We start from the raw sequence: 20,107 nt of genomic DNA, 5'->3' as shown, positions 1-20,107 counted from the left end.
CGTCATTGCGAGGAGCGCAGCGACGAAGCAATCCAGCCGTCGCCTGACGGCCATCGTATCTGGATTGCTTCGCTGCGCTCGCAATGACGATGCGTGGTCCCGCAAACGCAGATGCCCGGGACAAGCCCGGGCATGACGACGTGTTGATCGAAGCATCATCGATGAAGAAAGTCTCCGCACATCCTCGCGCAGAAACTATCAGCCCTTCAGCACATCCACCAGCGTCTTGCCAAGACGCGCGGGTGACGGCGAGACGCGAATGCCGGCGGCTTCCATCGCCGCGATCTTGGATTCGGCATCGCCCTTCCCGCCCGAGATGATCGCACCGGCATGGCCCATGCGACGACCGGGAGGCGCTGTGCGGCCGGCGATGAAACCGACCATCGGCTTCTTGCGTCCGCGCTTCGCCTCGTCCTTGATGAACTGCGCCGCGTCTTCTTCCGACGAGCCGCCGATCTCGCCGATCATCACGATCGACTTGGTGTCGGGATCTGCGAGGAACAGTTCAAGCATCGCGATGAAGTCGGTGCCCTTCACAGGATCGCCACCGATGCCGACCGCCGTGGTCTGGCCGAGACCTTCGGCGGAGGTCTGGTACACCGCCTCATAGGTCAGCGTGCCTGAACGCGACACGATCCCCACATTGCCTTTCTTGAAAATGTTGCCGGGCATGATTCCGATCTTGCACTCGCCCGCCGTCATCACGCCGGGACAATTGGGACCGATCAGCCGCGAGCTTGATCCTTCAAGCGCACGCTTGACGCGCACCATGTCGGTAACCGGAATGCCTTCCGTGATGCAGACGATCAATGGCACCTCGGCGTCGATCGCTTCGCAGATCGCGTCAGCAGCGCCCGGCGGCGGGACGTAGATCACGCTGGCGTCGGCGCCGGTCTTCTCGCGCGCTTCCGCCACCGTATCGAACACCGGCAGGCCGAGATGCGAGGAGCCGCCCTTGCCGGGCGATGTGCCGCCGACCATCTGCGTGCCGTAAAGCGCCGCCTGCTCGGAATGAAAAGTGCCGTTTTTGCCGGTAAAACCCTGGCAAATCACCTTCGTGGTGCTATCGATGAGAATGGACATTACGCGGCTTCCTTGCGTGTGGCGCGAACGATTTTCTGAGCGGCATCGTCGAGATCGTCGGCGGCGACGACATTCAATCCGGACTCGGCGATGACCTTCTTGCCGAGTTCGACATTGGTGCCTTCGAGGCGCACCACCAGCGGCACACTCAAGCCGACTTCGCGCACCGCGGCGACCACGCCTTCCGCGACGACATCGCAACGCATGATGCCGCCGAAGATGTTGACCAGAATTCCTTTCACGTTCGGATCGGAGGTGATGATCTTGAAAGCGGCCGCGACCTTCTCCTTGGTCGCACCGCCGCCGACATCGAGGAAATTGGCCGGCGTCGCGCCATAGAGCTTGATGATGTCCATGGTCGCCATCGCCAGTCCCGCGCCGTTGACCATGCAGCCGATGGTGCCTTCAAGCGCGATGTAGTTCAGGTCGTATTTCGACGCCTCGATTTCCTTTTCATCTTCTTCGGTCAGGTCGCGCAGCTTCACCAGTTCGTGGTGACGATACAGCGCGTTGGAATCGAAGTTGATCTTGGCGTCGAGGCAGCGGAGCTCACTCTGCTTCGTCACCACCAGCGGATTGATTTCCAGCATCGCCATGTCGGTGGAGAGGAAGGCGTTGTAGAGCTGCGCGGTGAGGATCGAAGCCTGCTTGGCGAGATCGCCCGTGAGGCCCAGCACCTGCGCGACCTTGCGTCCGTGATGCGCCATCACGCCGGTGGCGGGATCGACGGAGAAGGTCACGATTTTTTCCGGCGTGTCGTGCGCGACCTTCTCGATGTCCATGCCGCCTTCGGTCGACACCACGAATGCAACGCGTGATGTTTCACGATCGACCAGTATCGAGATGTAAAACTCTTTTTCGATCTCGGAGCCGTCTTCGATGTACAGCCGGTTGACCTGCTTGCCTGCCGGTCCGGTTTGTTCGGTGACGAGCGTGCGTCCAAGCATTTCTTTCGCAAAGCTCGCGACTTCATCGACCGATTTTGCCAACCGCACGCCGCCCTTCGCATCCGCCGGCAATCCCTTGAACTTGCCTTTGCCGCGACCGCCGGCATGGATCTGCGATTTCACAACGTAAACCGGCCCCGGCAACGCCGTCGCCGCAGCGATCGCTTCGTCAACAGTGAAGGCCGGCGCACCCGCCGACACAGTCACTCCAAAATTCTTCAGGACGGCTTTGCCCTGATACTCGTGAATATTCATTGCTTCCTCCAATCGTGGTCCGGATCGAGAAACGCCCTGTTTTCAGGGCCAAAATGTACTCGCCCGCCACCTTGTATTATGTATACCAGAAATTGCCCGTGCTCCCGGCGCGAGTCAACCGGTTTCGAGGGGGCTCCACGAGAAAAGAAAAAAGCGCGCCCATCCAAAGGATAAGCGCGCTTCGTCGGGTTGTTTCTTGGTCAGCGAGTGTCAGTCAAGCCTGCAACAGGCAGACTTCACCTCACATCGCCGCCTTCGGTGTGCGTGACTGCAACCAGGTCCAGCCGTTCGAGATCAAAGGCCAGAACAGCGCAATCAATCCCAGCATCATGATCGTTCCGACCAGACCGTTGGAGAAGAACACGCCAAGGCTTCCCTGCGATCCCAGCAGCGATTGCCGGAACGCCTCTTCCGCCTTGTCACCGAGCACGATCGCAAGCACCAGCGGCGCCATCGGATAGTTGCACTTCTTCATCACGTATCCGACCACACCGAACACCATCATCATCACGACGTCGAAGGTGTTGTTGTGCACGGTGTAAGCGCCGATGGCACATAGCACCAGGATGACAGGCGCAATGATGCTGAACGGAATGCGCAGGATTGCTGCGAACAGCGGCACGCAGGTCAGCACGATAATCAGGCCGACGAAGTTTCCGAGATACATGCTGGCAATCAGGCCCCAGACGAATTCCTTCTGTTCGACGAACAGCAGCGGTCCTGGCTGCAGTCCCCAGATCAGCAAGCCACCGAGCAGCACCGCAGCCGTCGGCGAACCCGGAACGCCGAGTGACAGCATGGGCAGCAACGCGGCGGTACCGGCCGCATGCGCAGCTGTTTCGGGCGCGACCACGCCCTCAATCTCACCCTTGCCGAAGTTCTTGCCGCTCTTCGACATGCGCTTGGCGATGCCATAGCTCATGAAAGATGCAGGCGTTGCGCCGGCCGGCGAAATTCCCATCCACACGCCGATGAAACACGAGCGCAGCGACGTCGCCCAGTAGCGCGGAAGCTCCTTCCAGGTTTCCCACACCACCCTTGCATTGATCTTGGCGGCCTTACCCCGGAAGTTCAGCCCCTCCTCCATGGTGAGAAGGATCTCGCCGATTCCGAACAATCCGATCACCGCGATCAGGAAGTCGAATCCACTCAGCAGGTGGGTGAATCCGAAGGTCATGCGCAACTGTCCCGTGACGCTGTCGAGGCCGACCGACGCCAGCGCAAAACCGATCATCATCGCGACAATTGTTTTAAATGGCGGCTCCTTGCCCATGCCGATGAAACTGCAGAACGCTATGAAGAACACCGCGAATTTTTCCGCCGGCCCGAACTGAAGCGCGAACTTCGCAACCAGCGGTGCGACCAGCGTAATCATGATGACGGCGAACAGCGCGCCGACGAAGGACGACGTGAACGCGGCGGTGAGCGCCTCGCCGGCCTTGCCCTTCTGCGCCATGGGATGGCCGTCGAATGTCGTGGCCACGGACCACGGCTCGCCGGGGATATTGAACAGCACCGACGTGATGGCGCCGCCAAACAGTGCCCCCCAGTAGATGCAAGACAGCATGATGATGGCCGACGTCGGCGTCATGCTGAATGTGAGCGGTAGCAGGATCGCCACACCGTTCGCACCGCCAAGACCGGGAAGCACGCCAATGATGACGCCGAGCAATATCCCGATGACCATGACCATGATGTTGAACGGCTGCAGAACCGTCGCGAAGCCGTGAAACAGATTTACGATTTCTTCCATATCGATGTCCTCAACCGCAGCTTTGAATTTTCAGAGACCGAGCAAGTCTTCCAACGGTCCTTTTGGCAACGGAATGAGGAACCATTTTTCGAAGAACAGGTAGATCGCGAAAGGTGTGCCGAGTGCCACGGCCGCCGCCTTGGTCCACGGGTATTTACCGAGCCATTTCATGAACAGCGCAATCAGGATGACCGACGCGAGGTAGATGCCGAGATACGGAATGCTCAGAGTGTAAATCGTGGTCGGAATAACGACGCACATCACCTGGCGAAGCTGCCCCCAATCCGCGAAAAGCTGACCGTCATCGGACTGCATCAAAATCTCGATGCAGTTCACAACGCTCGCCAGCACAATGATGACGCCGATGTAGAAGGGAAAGAATCCGGCTTTCGGACCTTCAGGGCCCCACCCCGATCCCGCCTTGACGCTGCCGATGATCGTGATCGCGCCGAACAGGATACAGAATACTGCCACCCCGAACTCCGTCCATCGATGCGACGGACCACGCTGACCAACTCCAGAAGAATGCTCGCTCATGTTTTTTTCCCGCGCTGAAGCCCTGCCGGCGGAGATAATCCGCCGGCAGTATTGACCCTTGATGTTATTGCGGCGCCGCCAGGAAGCCGGCATCCTTCATAAGTGCCTGGTGCCGCTTCTCTTCGTTCTCGACCCAAGCGCTGTATTCGGAACCGACCATGAGAGTCTGATTGAAGGCACCATCCTTCATCAGGGTCTGCCATTCCGGAGTTTCACGAACCTTCTTGAGCAGGTTGACGTAGAATTCGACCTGATCCTTGGTCGCCTTGGGCGACGTGAAGAATCCGCGCAGCATCAGATATTCGACGTCGAGCCCCTGCGACTTGCACGTCGGAATGTCGCTCCACGATTTACCATCAGCCATGACGTCCTTGTATGGCAGCGGCTTCGCATCGAACACGCAGAGCGGACGTACGGCGCCGCCCCGCCACTGAGCCACGGCCTCGATCGGATTGTTCACCGTGGAATCGACGTGTTTGCCGACGAGTTGGACCGCGACCTCACCACCGCCGCGATAGGGGATGTAGGTGAACTTGGTGCCCGAAGCCTTCTCGATCGCGACCGTAATGATCTGGTCTTCCTGCTTCGATCCGGTGCCGCCCATCTTGAACTCACCGGGCTTTGCCTTCACCGCTGCGATGTAGTCCTTCACCGTCTTGTGGGGACTTTCCGCGTTGACCCAGAGAATGAATTCGTCGAGCGCCATCATGGCGACCGGCGTCAGATCCTTGTGACTGAACGGAATGCCCGTCCCCAGCGGCGTGGTGAAAAGATTGGACAGGGTGATCACCAGTTTGTGCGGATTACCCGCAGAGCCTTTGACGTCGAGGAAGCCTTCGCCACCTGCACCGCCCGCCTTGTTCACAACCACCAGCGGCTGTTTCATCAGCTGGTGCTTGGTAACGATACCCTGGATGGTCCGCGCCATCTGGTCGGCGCCGCCGCCGGTGCCCGCGGGCACGACGATTTCAACGGGACGGGTCGGCTCCCAAGCCGCCGCAGCAGGCCCGGAAGCCAATACTGCCGCCAACGAGATTCCGAGCATTGTATGGATCGACAATCGCATCATCGCACTTCTCCCCAAACATTGTTTCATGCCGCTCAACGGCGGCTTGGTTCCGAAATCCGCACTGCGCAGTTCCGGTTTCTCTTGTCATTATCGCGTCGCGTGCCTGCACCTCACCAAACAGAGTTGCGATACACATGACGCAAAATGCTCGCTTGCGTGGCACGCAGCCCGCAGCGGTCATCGCAATCATTGTGAGGAAGTTCGTGCTGATAGCTAGGGCGACATCCGTCGGCCCTGTGCTCAGCATCGGCTGCAATCGTCAGAACGATATTGGCCAGTTTCCCCTCCCAAGGCGCGTTGTTCTGTTTCGTTTTCGACAAACGCTGCCTGAGCACATCCTTGTATGCGATATACCAGAGTACAAGTTAAATCTGACGCCACGCCTTTGGGCAGTGCGACATTGCCAGCACCTGGAACCAGAATACTGCCCCAACAATCGAGACGTTTCCGGCAAGCATTTGATGTTTTTCGGCTAACCAGCCATGCGCAGATAGGACTTTGGGATTCAAAGACTGGGCCACGGCAGGCCGTTGTCGCAGGCTTAAGTGGGCGCGTGTCCCAGTAGGAAAATGCTAGGAAAAGCAAGCCATTGAGGAAGTCACCCAGCGATGGAACGCACGCCCGAAGTATCGTTCCTTCGCGTTGCGAAGGTCTTCTAAAAATCGATTTGTTCAGCGCTGGTCACTGCGCGGCGCAATGTGGTCTGCATCTCAGGTATACCAAATACCAGAACCCACGAAGCACTTTGCATAGCAGCATTGACGAATATTGCGCCGCAACAGGCATCTGAATTGCGACAAAATGTCGCATATGATAGTGCGCGCCGTCACGAGCGCCACGAATTTCGACGCAAGAAAAAGGCCGGCGCAAACCGCCGGCCCTCAACATGAATGAATGATACGACCGTTCGTCGTTATTCCGCGGCTTCAACCTTTCGGGGCGGAGCAAGCGCACCCGAATTATGCGTTTCGGCAACCTGATTGTCGTTGAAGCCCAGCACCTGTTTCAGAATCTCGTCAGTGTGCTCACCCAGCAACGGTGAACGCGTCACCACGGTCGGGCTGTCTGACAGCTTGATCGGGTTACCGACCGAAATGTACTTGCCGCGGGTCGGATGATCGACCTCAACAAGCGTCCCGGTGGCATAGAGAGATTTGTCCTCGGAGATTTCCTTCATCGACAGGATCGGGCCGCATGGAATGTCGTCCTTGTTGAGGATTTCCATCGCCTCGAACTTGGTCTTGGTCATGGTCCACTGTTCGATGCGCGCGAAAATCTCGTTCAGGCGCGGCAAACGCGCTGCCGGCTTAGCATAATCCGGATGCGTCTTCCAACCCGGCTCGCCGATCACGTCGCAGATCTTCTCCCAGACAGGAGCCTGGGTGATGAAATAGAGGTAAGCGTTCGGATCAGTCTCCCAACCCTTGCACTTCAGGATGCGGCCCGGCTGGCCACCCCCGGAATCGTTGCCGGCGCGCGGCACAGCATCACCGAACGGAATGCCTTCGCCGAACTGACTGTATTCCTTGAGCGGCCCGTGTGCGAGACGCTGCTGGTCGCGCATCTTGACGCGCGCGAGATTGAGCACACCGTCCTGCATCGCAGCCGTGACCTTCTGACCCTTGCCAGTGACCGTGCGCTGATAAAGCGCGGTGACGATGCCGAGCGCCAGATGCAAACCGGTACCGCTGTCGCCGATCTGAGCACCAGTGACCAGCGGCAGGCCGTCGCGAAAACCGGTTGTCGATGCAGCGCCGCCGGTGCACTGAGCGACGTTCTCATACACCTTGCAGTCTTCGTAAGGGCCAGGGCCGAAACCCTTGATCGACGCCACGATCAATTTCGGATTGATCTTCTGGATGGTCTCCCACGGGAAGCCCATGCGATCCAGCACGCCAGGGCCGAAATTCTCCACCAGCACGTCGCACTTCTTCATCAGTTCGGTGAGGACTTCCTTGCCCTTCGGGTTCTTGGTGTCGAGCGTGATCGAGCGCTTGTTGTGGTTGAGCATCGTGAAATAAAGGCTGTCCGCGTTCGGGACATCCATAAGCTGGCCGCGAGTGATGTCACCGACGCCGGGACGCTCCACCTTGATCACATCGGCACCGAACCATGCCAGCAACTGCGTACATGTCGGTCCCGATTGAACGTGGGTGAAATCAAGAATGCGAACGCCCTTCAGCGCCTGTGTCATTATCTTCTACTCCATATCAACCGACGCCTTCTGACGCCGAGCCTGAGGACTGAAATTGATTGGGCGCAACATGCACCCAACGGTGTGGCCTTATTTCTTCTTCAGAACGCTTTGCGGATTGAGATTACCGATGCGGCCGCTTTCGCTGCCGGCAGCGGGGTCGATCACCGCATTGATAAGCGTCGGCTTACCTGAATCCATCGCCGCGTTGACTGCACGCTTCAACTCATCGGGGGTCGTCGCATTGACGCCGACACCGCCGAAAGCCTCCATCATCTTGTCGTAACGAGCGCCCTTCACGAATACGGTCGGCGCCACGTCTGAGCCGCCCGAGGGGTTGACGTCGGTACCGCGATAAATGCCGTCATTGTTAAAGATTACCACGCAGACCGGCAGCTTGTAGCGGCAGATCGTCTCCACTTCCATGCCGGAAAATCCGAACGCGCTGTCACCCTCGATCGCGAGCACCGGCTTGCCGGTCTCAATAGCAGCGGCAATCGAATAGCCCATGCCGATACCCATGATGCCCCAGGTGCCGACGTCGATACGCTTGCGCGGTTGATACATGTCGATGATGCCGCGCGCGAGATCGAGCGTATTGGCGCCTTCATTGACAAGAATCGCATCCGGACGCTCCTTGATGATGGTGCGCAGAACACCGAGCGCTCCGTGGTAATCCATCGGCGAGTTGTTGTTCATCAGACGCGGCGCCATTTTGGCAACGTTGTCGTCCCGCTTGGTCTGAACGGATTTGGTCCAATCCGACGGCGGAGCTGTCCAGTTGCCGCCCATCCCTTGCAAAAGAGCCGTGACGCACGATCCTATGTCGCCGACCACTGGCGCCACGATCTCGACGTTCGAGTCCATTTCCTTTGGCTCGATGTCGATCTGGATGAATTTTTTCGGAGCCTCACCCCATGTCTTGCCCTTGCCGTGCGACAGCAGCCAGTTCAGCCGCGCGCCGATCAGCATGACAACATCGGAATCCTTCAACACCGTCGAACGCGCCGCGCCGGCGCATTGCGGATGCGTGTCGGGCAGCAGGCCCTTGGCCATGCTCATCGGCAGGAATGGAATGCCGCTCTTCTCAATCAGAGCGCGGATCGCGTCGTCTGCCTGCGCGTAGGATGCACCCTTGCCGAGAATAATGAGCGGCTTCTTCGCCGACTTAAGCACGTCGAGCGCACGCTTAACGGAATCGGGGGCCGGGATCTGTGCCGGGGCCGCGTCGATGACCTTCACCAGCGACTTCTTACCGGCTTCCGCGTTCATCACCTGCCCAAACAGCTTTGCCGGAAGATCGAGATAGACACCACCTGGACGACCGGAGACCGCAGCGCGGATCGCGCGCGCAACACCAATACCGATGTCCTGCGCATGCAGCACGCGGAACGCCGCCTTGCACAGCGGCTTCGCGATCGCGAGTTGGTCCATCTCTTCGTAGTCGCCCTGCTGCAGGTCGACGATCTCGCGCTCCGATGAGCCGGAAATCAGGATCATCGGGAAGCAATTGGTCGTGGCATGAGCGAGTGCGGTCAGGCCGTTGAGAAAGCCAGGTGCCGAAACAGTGAGACAGACACCGGGCTTCTTCGTCAGGAAGCCTGCGATGGAAGCAGCATAGCCGGCATTTTGCTCGTGGCGAAACGACAGAACGCGAATGCCCTCGGCCTGCGCCATGCGGCCAAAGTCGGTGATCGGAATGCCCGGGACGCCGTAGATCGTATTGAGGCCGTTAAGTTTCAGCGCGTCGATGATCAGATGAAAACCATCCGTCAGGTCCTGCTCTGTGTCACTTGCAGCCGTCGTCTTCGCCGTCGTAAGCATCGGTGGGCTCCCTGGTCTCTTTTTTTGATCGTTGGTCTACGTGAATATTTCCTGTCCGTGGGTTTCGACATAAGTCGCAAGCCCAAGCGTATGATCGCGCGCGCGCTTCTCGGCCAGTTCTGTATCGCGCTCTTCGAGCGCCTCGATGATCGCGAGATGTTCAGGCAGAGACACCGCGGTGCGGTCGGTCCGGCCAATCGTCAATTGGCGGTAGCCACGCACGTGCAGCAGGATATCGTTGGTCATATCGACCAGAACTGGAGATTCGCTTAACGAGATCAGCGCCTGATGGAATGCGATGTTCGCCTTCGAATACTCGGCGATGTGATCCTGCGGCAGACGATCCTTGTTAAAGTCCTTGAAGAAGTTACGCAGCGCAGAGATGTCTTTCTTGCGCGCGGTCGTGGTGATGAGGCGCGCGGCCATGCTCTCGAGCGCAGCCCACGCCCGGATCATGTCGACGATTTCGGCCTTGGTCTTGCGCACAACCACGATGCCGCGGCGTGGAACCGTTTTGACGAAACCATCCTGCTCCAGCATCGCGATTGCTTCGCGGATTGGCGTGCGGCTAACACCGAGATGTTCCGACAGCGCGCGCTCGTCGAGCATGACGGGCTCCGGGCTCGCATAAATGTCCATCTTGAGGATGGCTTCCTTCAGCGCGTCATAAGCCTTGTTTTTGAAACTGGCTTCGGGCGCGATGCGGACGATCGCGATATCCTTTTCGGTCAGCGGCACCTTTGAAATTTTCTGAGTAACCATGAATCATCTCCCTCTCCGGTTGAGGGCTGTATACCACGGGAGCATTTCGTTGTGTTCTTGGCATACCAGATGCCAAAGTGTCAAGCTGCGGTCACACATCGTCAAAGCCCCGCGAACAGACTTGACAAACATGGTTCTTGGCATGCCAAATGCCACTTATAGGCTTTTCTCTGCACGTTCTGAAAAGGTGTGCAGTTCAATGCCCAACCGTGGTGCTCAAGCGTTCGGGAAACGCCGTCCGACAACCCGTGCGCAATCCGGTTTCCCAAAAAATGGACGTGACAGGAGGAAGTAATGGCTCATTCGCAGGACGCAGCGCGAAAGATTGACGTCGGACAGCAGGCAAAGGCCGAAGTTCGGAAAATTCTCGACGCCGTCAAAGCAGATAAACGCACCAGCCTGACCGCGCCGGAAGGCAAACTGGTCTGCGATGCTTACGGAATTCCGGTCCCGAAGGAAGGCGTCGCCAAGTCCGCCGCGGATGCCGCCAAGATCGCAACCGGCATGGGCTTTCCCGTGGTGATGAAGATCGTCTCCCCCGACATCCTCCACAAGACCGAGGCCGGCGGCGTGATCGTCGGTGTGAAGACCGCTGCCGACGCTGAAAAGGCCTATGAGACCATTCTCGCGAACGCGAAGAAGTACAAGGCTGACGCCAAGATCGAAGGCATCCAGGTTCAGCAGATGCTGCTGGGCGGCACGGAAGTCATCGTCGGCTCGATTACAGACGGCTCGTTCGGCAAGCTCGTGGCGTTCGGCCTTGGCGGCGTGCTGGTCGAGGTGCTGAAGGACGTCACGTTCCGCCTTGCGCCCGCAACCAATGCCGATGCACTGTCCATGCTGGACGGCATCCAGGCCCACGAAATGCTGCAAGGTGTCCGCGGCGGCGATCCGGTGAACCGTGAAGCGCTCGCCGAAATCATCGTCAACGTTTCCCAACTCGTCAGCGATTTCCCGGAAATCATCGAACTCGACCTCAATCCGGTGTTCGCCACCAAGAAGGACGCCATTGCCGCCGACGTGCGCATCGTCGTCGACTTCGATTACAAGCCGCGCCCTGCTCCGCGCTCGAACGAAGAAATCGTGACTGCGATGAACCGCATCATGATGCCTAAATCCGTTGCAGTGATCGGCGCTTCGGCCGAAGACGGCAAGATCGGCAACTCGGTGATGAAGAACCTCATCAACGGCGGCTACAAGGGCGATATCTATCCGATCCATCCAAAGGCCGATGAGATCATGGGCCGCAAGGCCTACAAGAGCGTCAAGGATGTACCGGGCGTTATCGACACCGCCGTGTTCGCGATTCCTGCCAAGTTCGTAGCCGGCGCGCTGATCGAGTGCGGTGAGAAGAAAATTCCCGGCGCAATCCTGATCCCGTCGGGTTTTGCCGAAGCGCACGAGCCTGCCTTGCAGGAAGAAATCGTCGCGATCGGAAACAAATACAACGTGCGGTTGATGGGGCCGAATATTTACGGTTTCTACTACACCCCGGCCAACCTCTGCGCGACGTTCTGCACGGCTTATGACGTGAAGGGTTCGACTGCGTTGTCGTCGCAATCGGGCGGCATCGGCATGGCTATCATTGGCTTCTCGCGATCCGCCAAGATGGGCGTGTCCGCGATCGTCGGTCTCGGCAACAAATCCGACATCGACGAAGACGATCTGCTTGCCTTCTTCGAGCAGGACAAGAACACCAACATCATCGCGATGCACTGCGAAGACCTGAAAGATGGCCGCGCTTTCGCGGAAGCCGCCAAGCGCGTCTCCAAGAAGAAGCCGGTCGTCGTCCTGAAAGCAGGCCGCACCTCGGCGGGCGCCAAGGCGGCGGCGTCGCATACCGGCGCACTCGCCGGCAACGACAAGATCTATGAGGATGTCTTGAAGCAATCGGGCGTGATCCGCGCGCGCTCGCTGCGTCAGCTCCTCGAATTTGCGCGCGGCATTCCCGCGTTGCCGACCCCGAAGGGCGAAAACGTCCTCATCATCACCGGCGCCGGTGGCTCCGGCGTGCTGCTGTCCGACTCGGTGGTCGATAACGGCCTGTCGCTGATGAAGATGCCGGACGATCTCGACACGGCGTTCCGCAAATTCATCCCGCCGTTCGGCGCAGCCGGCAACCCGGTCGACATCACCGGCGGCGAACCGCCAATCACTTACGTCAACACAGTGAAACTCGGTTTGTCGGATGAGCGCATTCACTCGCTGATTCTCGGCTACTGGCACACCATCGTCACGCCGCCGATGGTGTTCGCGCGCAACATGGTCGAGGTGAAGAAGGAGATGGAAGCGAAAGGCATCAGCAAGCCGATGGTAGCTTCCCTCGCCGGCGACATCGAAGTCGAGGAAGCCGCTGAGTATCTCTACCAGAACGGCATCCCGGCTTACGCATACTCCACTGAACTCCCCGTCGAAGTTCTCGGCGCGAAGTACAAGTGGGCACGCGGCGCGGGCCTGCTGTAAGTTCTGACAATTGGGTGTCGCCTCAATAGGGCGGCACCCTTTCTCTTCTCAGCACGACCTTCACTTCTATCGACGACCGTAGGTAGCAATGAAGAAAAGTGTGATCCGGCGAAAGCTCGTTGAGCCGCGCAGCGGCGTTGAGACGGAAGCTGAAGGCAAAGATGGCGGCGTGCAGTCCGTCAACCGCGCTCTGACGCTGATCGAAACCCTTTCCGAAGACGATGAAGGCTACCGACTCACCGATCTGGCGGTGCGCACCGGTCTGTCCACCTCGACCGTCCATCGCCTGCTGACGACGCTTGAGAAGCGGCGCTTCGTGCAATTCGACCGCAGCGAGGCGAAGTGGCATATCGGCGCGCGGAGCTTCGCCGTCGGATCGACGTTCGCACGGCGGCGGAACTTCGTCGCCCATGCGATACCCTATCTGCGCAAGCTGCGCGACCAGACGCGGGAAACCGCCAATCTAGCCGTCGTCGACGACGAAACCATCATCGTTCTGACCCGCATGGAGAGCCGCGAGATCATGCGCTCGCTCACCAAGGTGGGCGGCCGCGTGGCCATGGTGGCCTCCGGCGTCGGCAAGGCGGTGCTGGCGACCTATTCTGACGAAGACGTGAATGCCATCATCCACCGTCAAGGCATGCCACGTTTGACGGAGAAATCGATCGTACGGCCCGGCGAGCTGTTCAAGGCGCTGCAGATCGTCCGGCAGCGTGGCTACGCGGTCGATGACGAGGAAGCCCGTATGGGACTTCGGTGCATTGCTGCGGTGGTTTACAACGATTGCAGCGAGCCACTTGCAGCAATTTCGGTATCGGGAATGACATCGCGCGTCACGGACGAGCGCATACCGATTATCGGCAATATCGTCCGCGATGTCGCCGCCGAACTGACTGTTGCGCTCGGAGGCGTCATGCCGGTTGTTCAAGCCAAGAACTGAGTGCAACCGCTGCATTTTTGTGTGTATGAATTTTCACTTTTACTTCTCCCTAGTCATTTGATCGCGCGAGAGAATTTCACACGCGCGTCGCATCGCGGGAAACAAATTCAAGACCATTGAGACGATCTGCCATCCTCGTGATGATTGCATCCGAACTTAACCAGTCGAGGTGGGACATGGCGAAGATGCGGGCAATCGATGCGGCGGTGCGTATCCTTGAGAAGGAAGGTGTCGTCTGTGCGTTCGGCGTTCCGGGCGCCGCGATCAATCCACTGTACTCGGCACTCAAGAAGCGCGGATCGATCAATCACATCCTGGCGCGCCACGTCGAAGGCGCATCTCACATGGCCGAAGGATACACCCGCGCCAAGGCCGGCAATATCGGCGTCTGCATCGGCACATCCGGCCCCGCTGGAACCGACATGATCACCGGGCTGTATTCAGCCATCGCCGATTCGATCCCGATCCTGTGCATCACCGGACAGGCGCCACGTGCACGCATGTATAAGGAGGACTTCCAAGCAGTTGACATCGAGTCGATCGCAAAGCCCGTCACCAAGTGGGCCGTCACCGTGCGCGAGCCAGCGCTGGTGCCGCGTGTCTTCAGCCAGGCGTTCCACATCATGCGCTCTGGTCGTCCCGGTCCGGTGCTGATCGACCTGCCACTCGATGTGCAACTCGCCGAAATCGAATTCGACGACGAGACCTACGAGCCCTTGCCGGTCTACAAGCCCGCCGCAACGCGCAGGCAGGTCGAAAAGGCGCTCGCGATGCTCAACGCTGCCGAGCGCCCGCTGATCGTGGCCGGCGGCGGTGTCATCAATGCCGACGCGTCCGACCTTCTCGTGGCGTTCGCCGAGATCGTCAATGTTCCCGTGGTGCCGACGCTGATGGGCTGGGGCGCAATCCCGGACGATCATGTCCTGATGGCCGGAATGGTCGGCCTTCAGACCAGCCACCGCTACGGCAATGCAACCATGCTGGAGTCGGATTTCGTACTCGGCATCGGCAACCGCTGGGCCAATCGCCACACCGGATCGGTCGAAACCTACACGAGGGGCCGCACCTTCGTGCATGTCGATATCGAGCCCACACAAATTGGCCGCGTGTTCAATCCGGATTTCGGCATCGTCTCCGATGCCAAGGCCGCACTTGAGCTTTTCGTCGCAGTCGCGAAGGAATGGCGCAAAGCCGGCAAGCTGAAGGAGCGCCAGGCGTGGCCCGCAGCGGTTCAGGACCGGAAACGCACCATGCTGCGCAAGAGTCACTTCGACAACGTTCCGATCAAGCCGCAGCGCGTTTACGAGGAGATGAGCAAGGCGTTCGGCCGCGATACCTGTTATGTCAGCGTGATCGGATTGTCGCAGATTGCCGGCGCGCAATTCCTTGGCGTCTACAAGCCGCGCAACTGGATCAATGCCGGTCAGGCCGGTCCACTTGGCTGGACCCTGCCCGCCGCACTCGGTGTGCGCGCCGCCGATCCGACGCGCGAGATCGTTGCACTTTCGGGCGACTATGATTTCCAGTTCCTGATCGAGGAACTGGCCGTCGGCGCGCAGTTCAAACTGCCCTACATCCACGTCGTCGTGAACAACTCCTATCTGGGCCTGATCCGTCAGGCACAACGCGGCTTCGAGATGGATTATCACGTGCAATTGTCGTTCGAAAATATCAACGCGCCGGAACTCGGCGTCTACGGCGTCGACCACGTCGCTGTAGCCGAAGGCCTCGGCTGCAAGGCGATCCGCGTCACGCACCCGGAGGATGCTCAAGTCGCGTTCGCGACTGCGCGTGAGATGATGGCGGAATATCGCGTCCCGGTGGTGGTCGAATTCATTCTCGAACGGGTCACCAACATCGCAATGGGGACCGAGATCGACAATATCGTCGAATTCGAAGACGTGCTCGATCTGCCGCTCGACGACACACCGACGAATCCGGAGAAGACTTCCCGCGGCAAGCTGCTGCCCGTTTGACGGCAGCCACCACAAGACAAAGAAGAAAAGGACATTCCCCGTGCCAAAATTCGCAGCCAATCTCACGATGCTCTTCAACGAACTGCCGTTCCTCGACCGCTTCGCGGCAGCCAAGGCGGCCGGATTCACGGGCGTGGAGTATCTGTTCCCCTACGACTTCGAGAAAGCCGTATTGGGCGAACAATTGCAGCAACATGGACTCACTCAGGTGCTGCACAATTTGCCTGCGGGAAATTGGAGCGCAGGCGACCGCGGCATCGCGATATTTCCTGATCGCGTCACGGAATTCCGCGACGGCGTCAAACGCGCGATTGAATACGCCAAGGCGCTGGGTTGCCGGCAGGTGAATTGCCTCGCCGGCATAACACCAGCGGACGCCGATCCAGCAGAACTCCAGAGCGTGTTTGTGGAGAATCTGCGTTACGCCACCTCGGCGCTTGCAAAGCAGCAAATCAAGCTGCTGATCGAACCGATCAATACGCGCGACACTCCGGGGTTCTTCCTCAACGAAACGGAGCAGGCAATCCAGATCATTTCGGAGGTCGGCTCGGAGAACCTGTTCGTCCAGTATGACATCTATCATATGCAAATCATGGAGGGGGACCTCGCACCGACTATGAAGAAGCACTTGGACCGCATCGCGCATATCCAACTGGCCGATAATCCCGGCCGGAACGAACCGGGTACCGGTGAAATCAACCATCCCTTCCTCTTTCGCTATCTCGACGAGATCGGATATCGTGGCTGGATCGGCTGCGAATACAAGCCGAAGACCACCACCCTTGAAGGTCTTGGGTGGTACGAACCGCATACGGTCGATGCGTAATCAAGAAGAACCAGGGAGATCAGAATGACCGATATCGGTTTCATCGGCCTCGGTATCATGGGACGGCCGATGGCGGGCCACCTCCAGGCCGCCGGGCATCGCCTGTTTGTGCTGGAAAAATCCGCCGCGTCGAAAGAGTTCGTTGCAGCCGGCGCTATCGCCTGCAAGTCCGGCAAAGAGATCGCAGAGAAATCCAGCGTCGTCATTATCATGGTGCCCGATACTCTTGACGTGGAGTCAGTGCTCTTCAATGCCGGCGGTGTCGCGGAGGGGCTTTCGAAGGGCAAAGTCGTCGTCGATATGAGCTCGATCTCGCCGATCGCGACGAAAGAATTTGCAAAGAGGGTCAATGCAAAGGGCGCGGACTATCTGGACGCGCCGGTCTCCGGCGGCGAGGTCGGTGCAAAAGCCGCGTCGCTGACCATCATGGTGGGCGGACCGCAAAGTGCATTCGATAACGTCAAGCCGCTGTTCGACAAAATGGGCAAGAACATCACCCTCATCGGCGGCAACGGTGACGGTCAGACCACAAAGGTCGCCAATCAGATCATTGTCGCGCTGACCATCGAGGCTGTCGCCGAAGGCCTGCTATTTGCATCAAAGGCAGGCGCAGATCCGACACTGGTGCGACAGGCGCTAATGGGCGGTCTCGCCACATCGCGCATCCTCGAATTGCATGGGGAGCGCATGATCAAACGCACGTTCAACCCAGGCTTCCGTATCGAGTTGCACCAGAAGGATCTCAACCTTGCTCTCGACGGCGCGCGAGCGCTCGGCCTGTCGTTGCCGAATACATCGATGGCCCAGCAACTCTTCAATTCCTGTGCAGCTCAAGGCGGCAAGGCCTGGGATCATTCGGCGATGGTGAAAGCGCTGGAGACAATGGCGAGCCACGAGGTCGCCAAGGCCTAAGATCTTACGATACCTTGAGTTGAATTGGCGGCGCAGTGAAATCAACACCGCGCCGCTCTTCCATGAGCGTCCCGATGGAGTAGTCTGCCCGCGCGATCTATCAGCTGGCAAAGCCGCCTTGGTGGGAACAGCTTGGGGAGACACACATGATTGTCGTGACCGGCAAAGCCTTGGCCAAACCCGAAACATTCGACGAGATTCGTAGGCTCAGCCTGGAACACGTTCATCGCTCACGCACCGAACCCGGCTGCATTTCGCATGCCGTACACATCGATTGTGAAAATCCGCTTCGCTTCGTATTCGTCGAGCAATGGGCGGACAGGCAGGCGCTAACGGCTCATTTTCAGGTGCCGGCGTCGCGCGAGTTTGTGAAGACGCTGCGAAGTATGCTGTCCGAACCATCGACGATCCAGATCTACGATGTCACGGAATTACAGATGCCTTAGCTCACAGCGCTGACGATAGACGAGGCATCAATCCGCCGTCCATCCGCCGTCGATCATTAAGGACGAGCCTGTCATTAGCGCTGACGCATCGCTTGCAAGAAATACGATCGCACCCATCAGATCTTCGACCGTGCCGAGACGCCCGAGCTTGATTTTGGAGAGTACGCTCTCCTTGAACGCAGCGTTCTCGAAAAAGGGCCTTGTCATCGGCGTTTCGATGAAGGTCGGACACAGCGTGTTCACGCGAATGCCTCGCGAAGCAAGATCAATCGCCATCGCTTTGGAGAAGCCTTCCATCGCCCACTTCGACGCGCAATAGAGCGAGCGGTTTGCGCCGCCGACATGCCCCATCTGCGACGACATATTGATGATCGAGCCGCGGAGACTAGCCGCGACCATCCGCTTGGCGACGGATTGTGCAGCAAAGTAAGCCGCGCGTACGTTCAGGTTCATCACCGCGTCGAAATCTTCAACCGGCACGTCGGTGAAGGGATTGGGCCGATTGGTCCCTGCATTATTGACGAAAGCATGAAACGGCTCACGCGCGTCAATCGCCATGCGGAAGGCCGCCACGTCTGTCACATCGAGCGCGAGCGTATCCGCCGAAAAGCCCTTCTTGCGTAGAGCCGCTGCCGCCTCGTCGATCTCGCTCGCAGTACGTGCGCAAAGCGTGACATCTGCGCCCGCTTCCGCCAACGCCACGGCCGCGGCTAGGCCGATCCCACGGCCTGCCCCGGTGACCAAGGCACGCCGGCCATCCAACCGGAAGGTCGGCGTTGTCGGCAGCGACAGGCCGCTCATTCGGCGGCGCTCGCGTACGGCACGTTGCGCCCGCCATAACGCCGGACGCGAACATTGGCCTGCTCGGCATGACCGGCAAAACCTTCTAGCATGCAGAGGCGCGAGCAATATTCACCGATCATGGCAGATGCCTCGTCCGTCAGGACGCGCTGGTACGTCACAGTCTTGAGGAACTTACCGACCCACAAACCACCGGTGTAACGTGCCGCCTTGTTGGTCGGCAGGGTGTGGTTGGTGCCGATCACCTTGTCGCCATAGGCCACGTTGGTGCGCGGCCCCAGGAACAACGCGCCGTAGTTGGTCATGTTCTTCAGGAAGTAATCCGGATCTCGGGTCATCACCTGCACATGCTCGGAAGCGATGCGATCTGCCTCCTTCACCATTTCCTCTTCGGAATCGCAGACGATCACTTCGCCATAATCTTCCCACGCCTTGGCTGCGACAGCTCCGGTCGGCAGGATCTTCAGGAGGCGCTCGATTTCCGCCATGGTCTCGCGTGCAAGCTTCTCGGAGTTAGTGAGCAGGATCGCGGGGGAATTTGGTCCGTGCTCAGCCTGCCCGAGCAAATCGGTCGCGCAAATCTCGCCGTCCACGGTGTCATCGGCGATCACCAGTGTTTCGGTCGGGCCTGCAAACAAATCGATGCCGACGCGCCCGTAAAGCTGACGCTTCGCTTCTGCGACAAACGCATTGCCCGGCCCCACCAGCATGTCGACTGGCGCGATCGATGCCGTTCCGATTGCCATCGCACCGACGGCCTGAATGCCGCCGAGGCAATAGATGACATCTGCACCTGCAAGATGCTGCGCGGCGACAATGGCCGGAGCCGGCTTGCCCTGGAACGGCGGCGCACAGGTGATGATGCGTGAAACGCCGGCAACCTTTGCGGTGATCACCGACATATGTGCAGACGCCAGCAGCGGATATTTTCCGCCAGGAACATAACAGCCGACGGAATTGACCGGGATGTTCTTGTGGCCAAGCACGACGCCCGGCAGCGTTTCGACCTCGACGTCCTTCATCGAGTCGCGCTGGTGCTGGGCGAAATTGCGAACCTGCTCCTGCGCGAACTTGATGTCGTCGATGTTCCGTTTCGAAAGCTGCCCGACGCAATCCTTGATCTCGGCATTAGTCAGCCGATAATCCTTGCGATCCCACTTGTCGAACTTCACCGACAGTTCGCGAACCGCGTCATCGCCGCGCTTCTCGATGTCCGCAAGAATCCCTTCGACGGCGGCACGAACCTTTGAGTCGTCTTCAGCCCGCTGGGCGGCATCCCGGCTGCGCTTGAGATACTTTGCCATCAGATTTCTCCGCGA

At 59.0% G+C, this 20,107-nt stretch carries 16 protein-coding genes; 6 read left to right on the top strand and 10 right to left on the bottom strand.

Annotated features, from left to right (window positions below; all coding sequences use genetic code 11):
- Positions 1–198: 198 nt before the first annotated feature.
- The 8 genes from sucD to YH63_RS12145 all read right to left on the bottom strand — a co-directional run bounded on the left by sucD (position 199) and on the right by YH63_RS12145 (position 10,424).
- Complete coding sequence (gene sucD / locus YH63_RS12180; protein WP_046827370.1) at positions 199–1,083, bottom strand: succinate--CoA ligase subunit alpha; 885 nt, start codon at positions 1,081–1,083, stop codon at positions 199–201.
- Entirely contained in the window at positions 1,083–2,285 is a 1,203-nt protein-coding gene (gene sucC / locus YH63_RS12175) for an ADP-forming succinate--CoA ligase subunit beta (RefSeq protein WP_046827371.1), read from the bottom strand. Before sucC ends, sucD begins: the two co-directional genes overlap by 1 nt.
- 241 nt (positions 2,286–2,526) lie before the next feature.
- A complete protein-coding gene (locus tag YH63_RS12170) occupies positions 2,527–4,038 on the bottom strand; it encodes a tripartite tricarboxylate transporter permease (protein WP_046827372.1) in 1,512 nt (503 codons plus the stop codon).
- Positions 4,039–4,068: 30 nt separating this feature from the next.
- The gene (locus tag YH63_RS12165; protein WP_046829566.1) at positions 4,069–4,575 is read right to left on the bottom strand and encodes a tripartite tricarboxylate transporter TctB family protein; all 507 of its coding nucleotides are present in this window, start codon (positions 4,573–4,575) and stop codon (positions 4,069–4,071) included.
- A gap of 64 nt (positions 4,576–4,639) precedes the next feature.
- Complete coding sequence (locus YH63_RS12160; RefSeq protein ID WP_433995118.1) at positions 4,640–5,641, bottom strand: Bug family tripartite tricarboxylate transporter substrate binding protein; 1,002 nt, start codon at positions 5,639–5,641, stop codon at positions 4,640–4,642.
- Between the two features lie 916 nt (positions 5,642–6,557).
- Positions 6,558–7,838 carry a formyl-CoA transferase gene (frc, locus tag YH63_RS12155; protein WP_046827374.1) on the bottom strand — a complete coding sequence of 427 codons (1,281 nt, stop codon included), beginning with the start codon at positions 7,836–7,838 and terminating at the stop codon, positions 6,558–6,560.
- A 90-nt stretch (positions 7,839–7,928) separates the two neighbouring features.
- Positions 7,929–9,662, bottom strand: coding sequence for an oxalyl-CoA decarboxylase (gene oxc / locus YH63_RS12150; protein WP_046827375.1), 1,734 nt, complete (start codon positions 9,660–9,662; stop codon positions 7,929–7,931).
- 36 nt (positions 9,663–9,698) lie between these two features.
- Positions 9,699–10,424, bottom strand: coding sequence for a GntR family transcriptional regulator (locus tag YH63_RS12145; RefSeq protein ID WP_046827376.1), 726 nt, complete (start codon positions 10,422–10,424; stop codon positions 9,699–9,701).
- Positions 10,425–10,718: 294 nt separating this feature from the next.
- Between YH63_RS12145 and YH63_RS12140 the strand changes: the two genes are divergently transcribed.
- The 6 genes from YH63_RS12140 to YH63_RS12115 all read left to right on the top strand — a co-directional run bounded on the left by YH63_RS12140 (position 10,719) and on the right by YH63_RS12115 (position 17,987).
- Positions 10,719–12,887, top strand: coding sequence for an acetate--CoA ligase family protein (locus YH63_RS12140; RefSeq protein WP_046827377.1), 2,169 nt, complete (start codon positions 10,719–10,721; stop codon positions 12,885–12,887).
- A gap of 88 nt (positions 12,888–12,975) precedes the next feature.
- Entirely contained in the window at positions 12,976–13,827 is an 852-nt protein-coding gene (locus YH63_RS12135; protein ID WP_046827378.1) for an IclR family transcriptional regulator, read from the top strand.
- 176 nt (positions 13,828–14,003) lie between these two features.
- The gene (gene gcl / locus YH63_RS12130) at positions 14,004–15,803 is read left to right on the top strand and encodes a glyoxylate carboligase (protein ID WP_046827379.1); all 1,800 of its coding nucleotides are present in this window, start codon (positions 14,004–14,006) and stop codon (positions 15,801–15,803) included.
- A gap of 40 nt (positions 15,804–15,843) precedes the next feature.
- On the top strand, positions 15,844–16,629 hold the full coding sequence (hyi, locus tag YH63_RS12125; RefSeq protein ID WP_046827380.1) for a hydroxypyruvate isomerase: 786 nt from the start codon (positions 15,844–15,846) through the stop codon (positions 16,627–16,629).
- Positions 16,630–16,653: 24 nt separating this feature from the next.
- Entirely contained in the window at positions 16,654–17,541 is an 888-nt protein-coding gene (locus YH63_RS12120) for a 2-hydroxy-3-oxopropionate reductase (RefSeq protein WP_046827381.1), read from the top strand.
- 146 nt (positions 17,542–17,687) lie between these two features.
- The gene (locus YH63_RS12115; RefSeq protein WP_046827382.1) at positions 17,688–17,987 is read left to right on the top strand and encodes a putative quinol monooxygenase; all 300 of its coding nucleotides are present in this window, start codon (positions 17,688–17,690) and stop codon (positions 17,985–17,987) included.
- A 27-nt stretch (positions 17,988–18,014) separates the two neighbouring features.
- Here YH63_RS12115 and YH63_RS12110 read toward each other — a convergent pair whose 3' ends face one another.
- Positions 18,015–18,788, bottom strand: coding sequence for an SDR family NAD(P)-dependent oxidoreductase (locus YH63_RS12110; protein ID WP_046827383.1), 774 nt, complete (start codon positions 18,786–18,788; stop codon positions 18,015–18,017).
- Complete coding sequence (gene hisD / locus YH63_RS12105) at positions 18,785–20,092, bottom strand: histidinol dehydrogenase (protein WP_046827384.1); 1,308 nt, start codon at positions 20,090–20,092, stop codon at positions 18,785–18,787. Before hisD ends, YH63_RS12110 begins: the two co-directional genes overlap by 4 nt.
- Positions 20,093–20,107 lie beyond the last annotated feature (15 nt).

The organism is Afipia massiliensis (assembly GCF_001006325.2).
Classification (GTDB): domain Bacteria; phylum Pseudomonadota; class Alphaproteobacteria; order Rhizobiales; family Xanthobacteraceae; genus Afipia; species Afipia massiliensis_A.
Note: the sequence above shows the minus strand (reverse complement) of the source record. Positions and strands in the feature narration are given on the sequence as shown.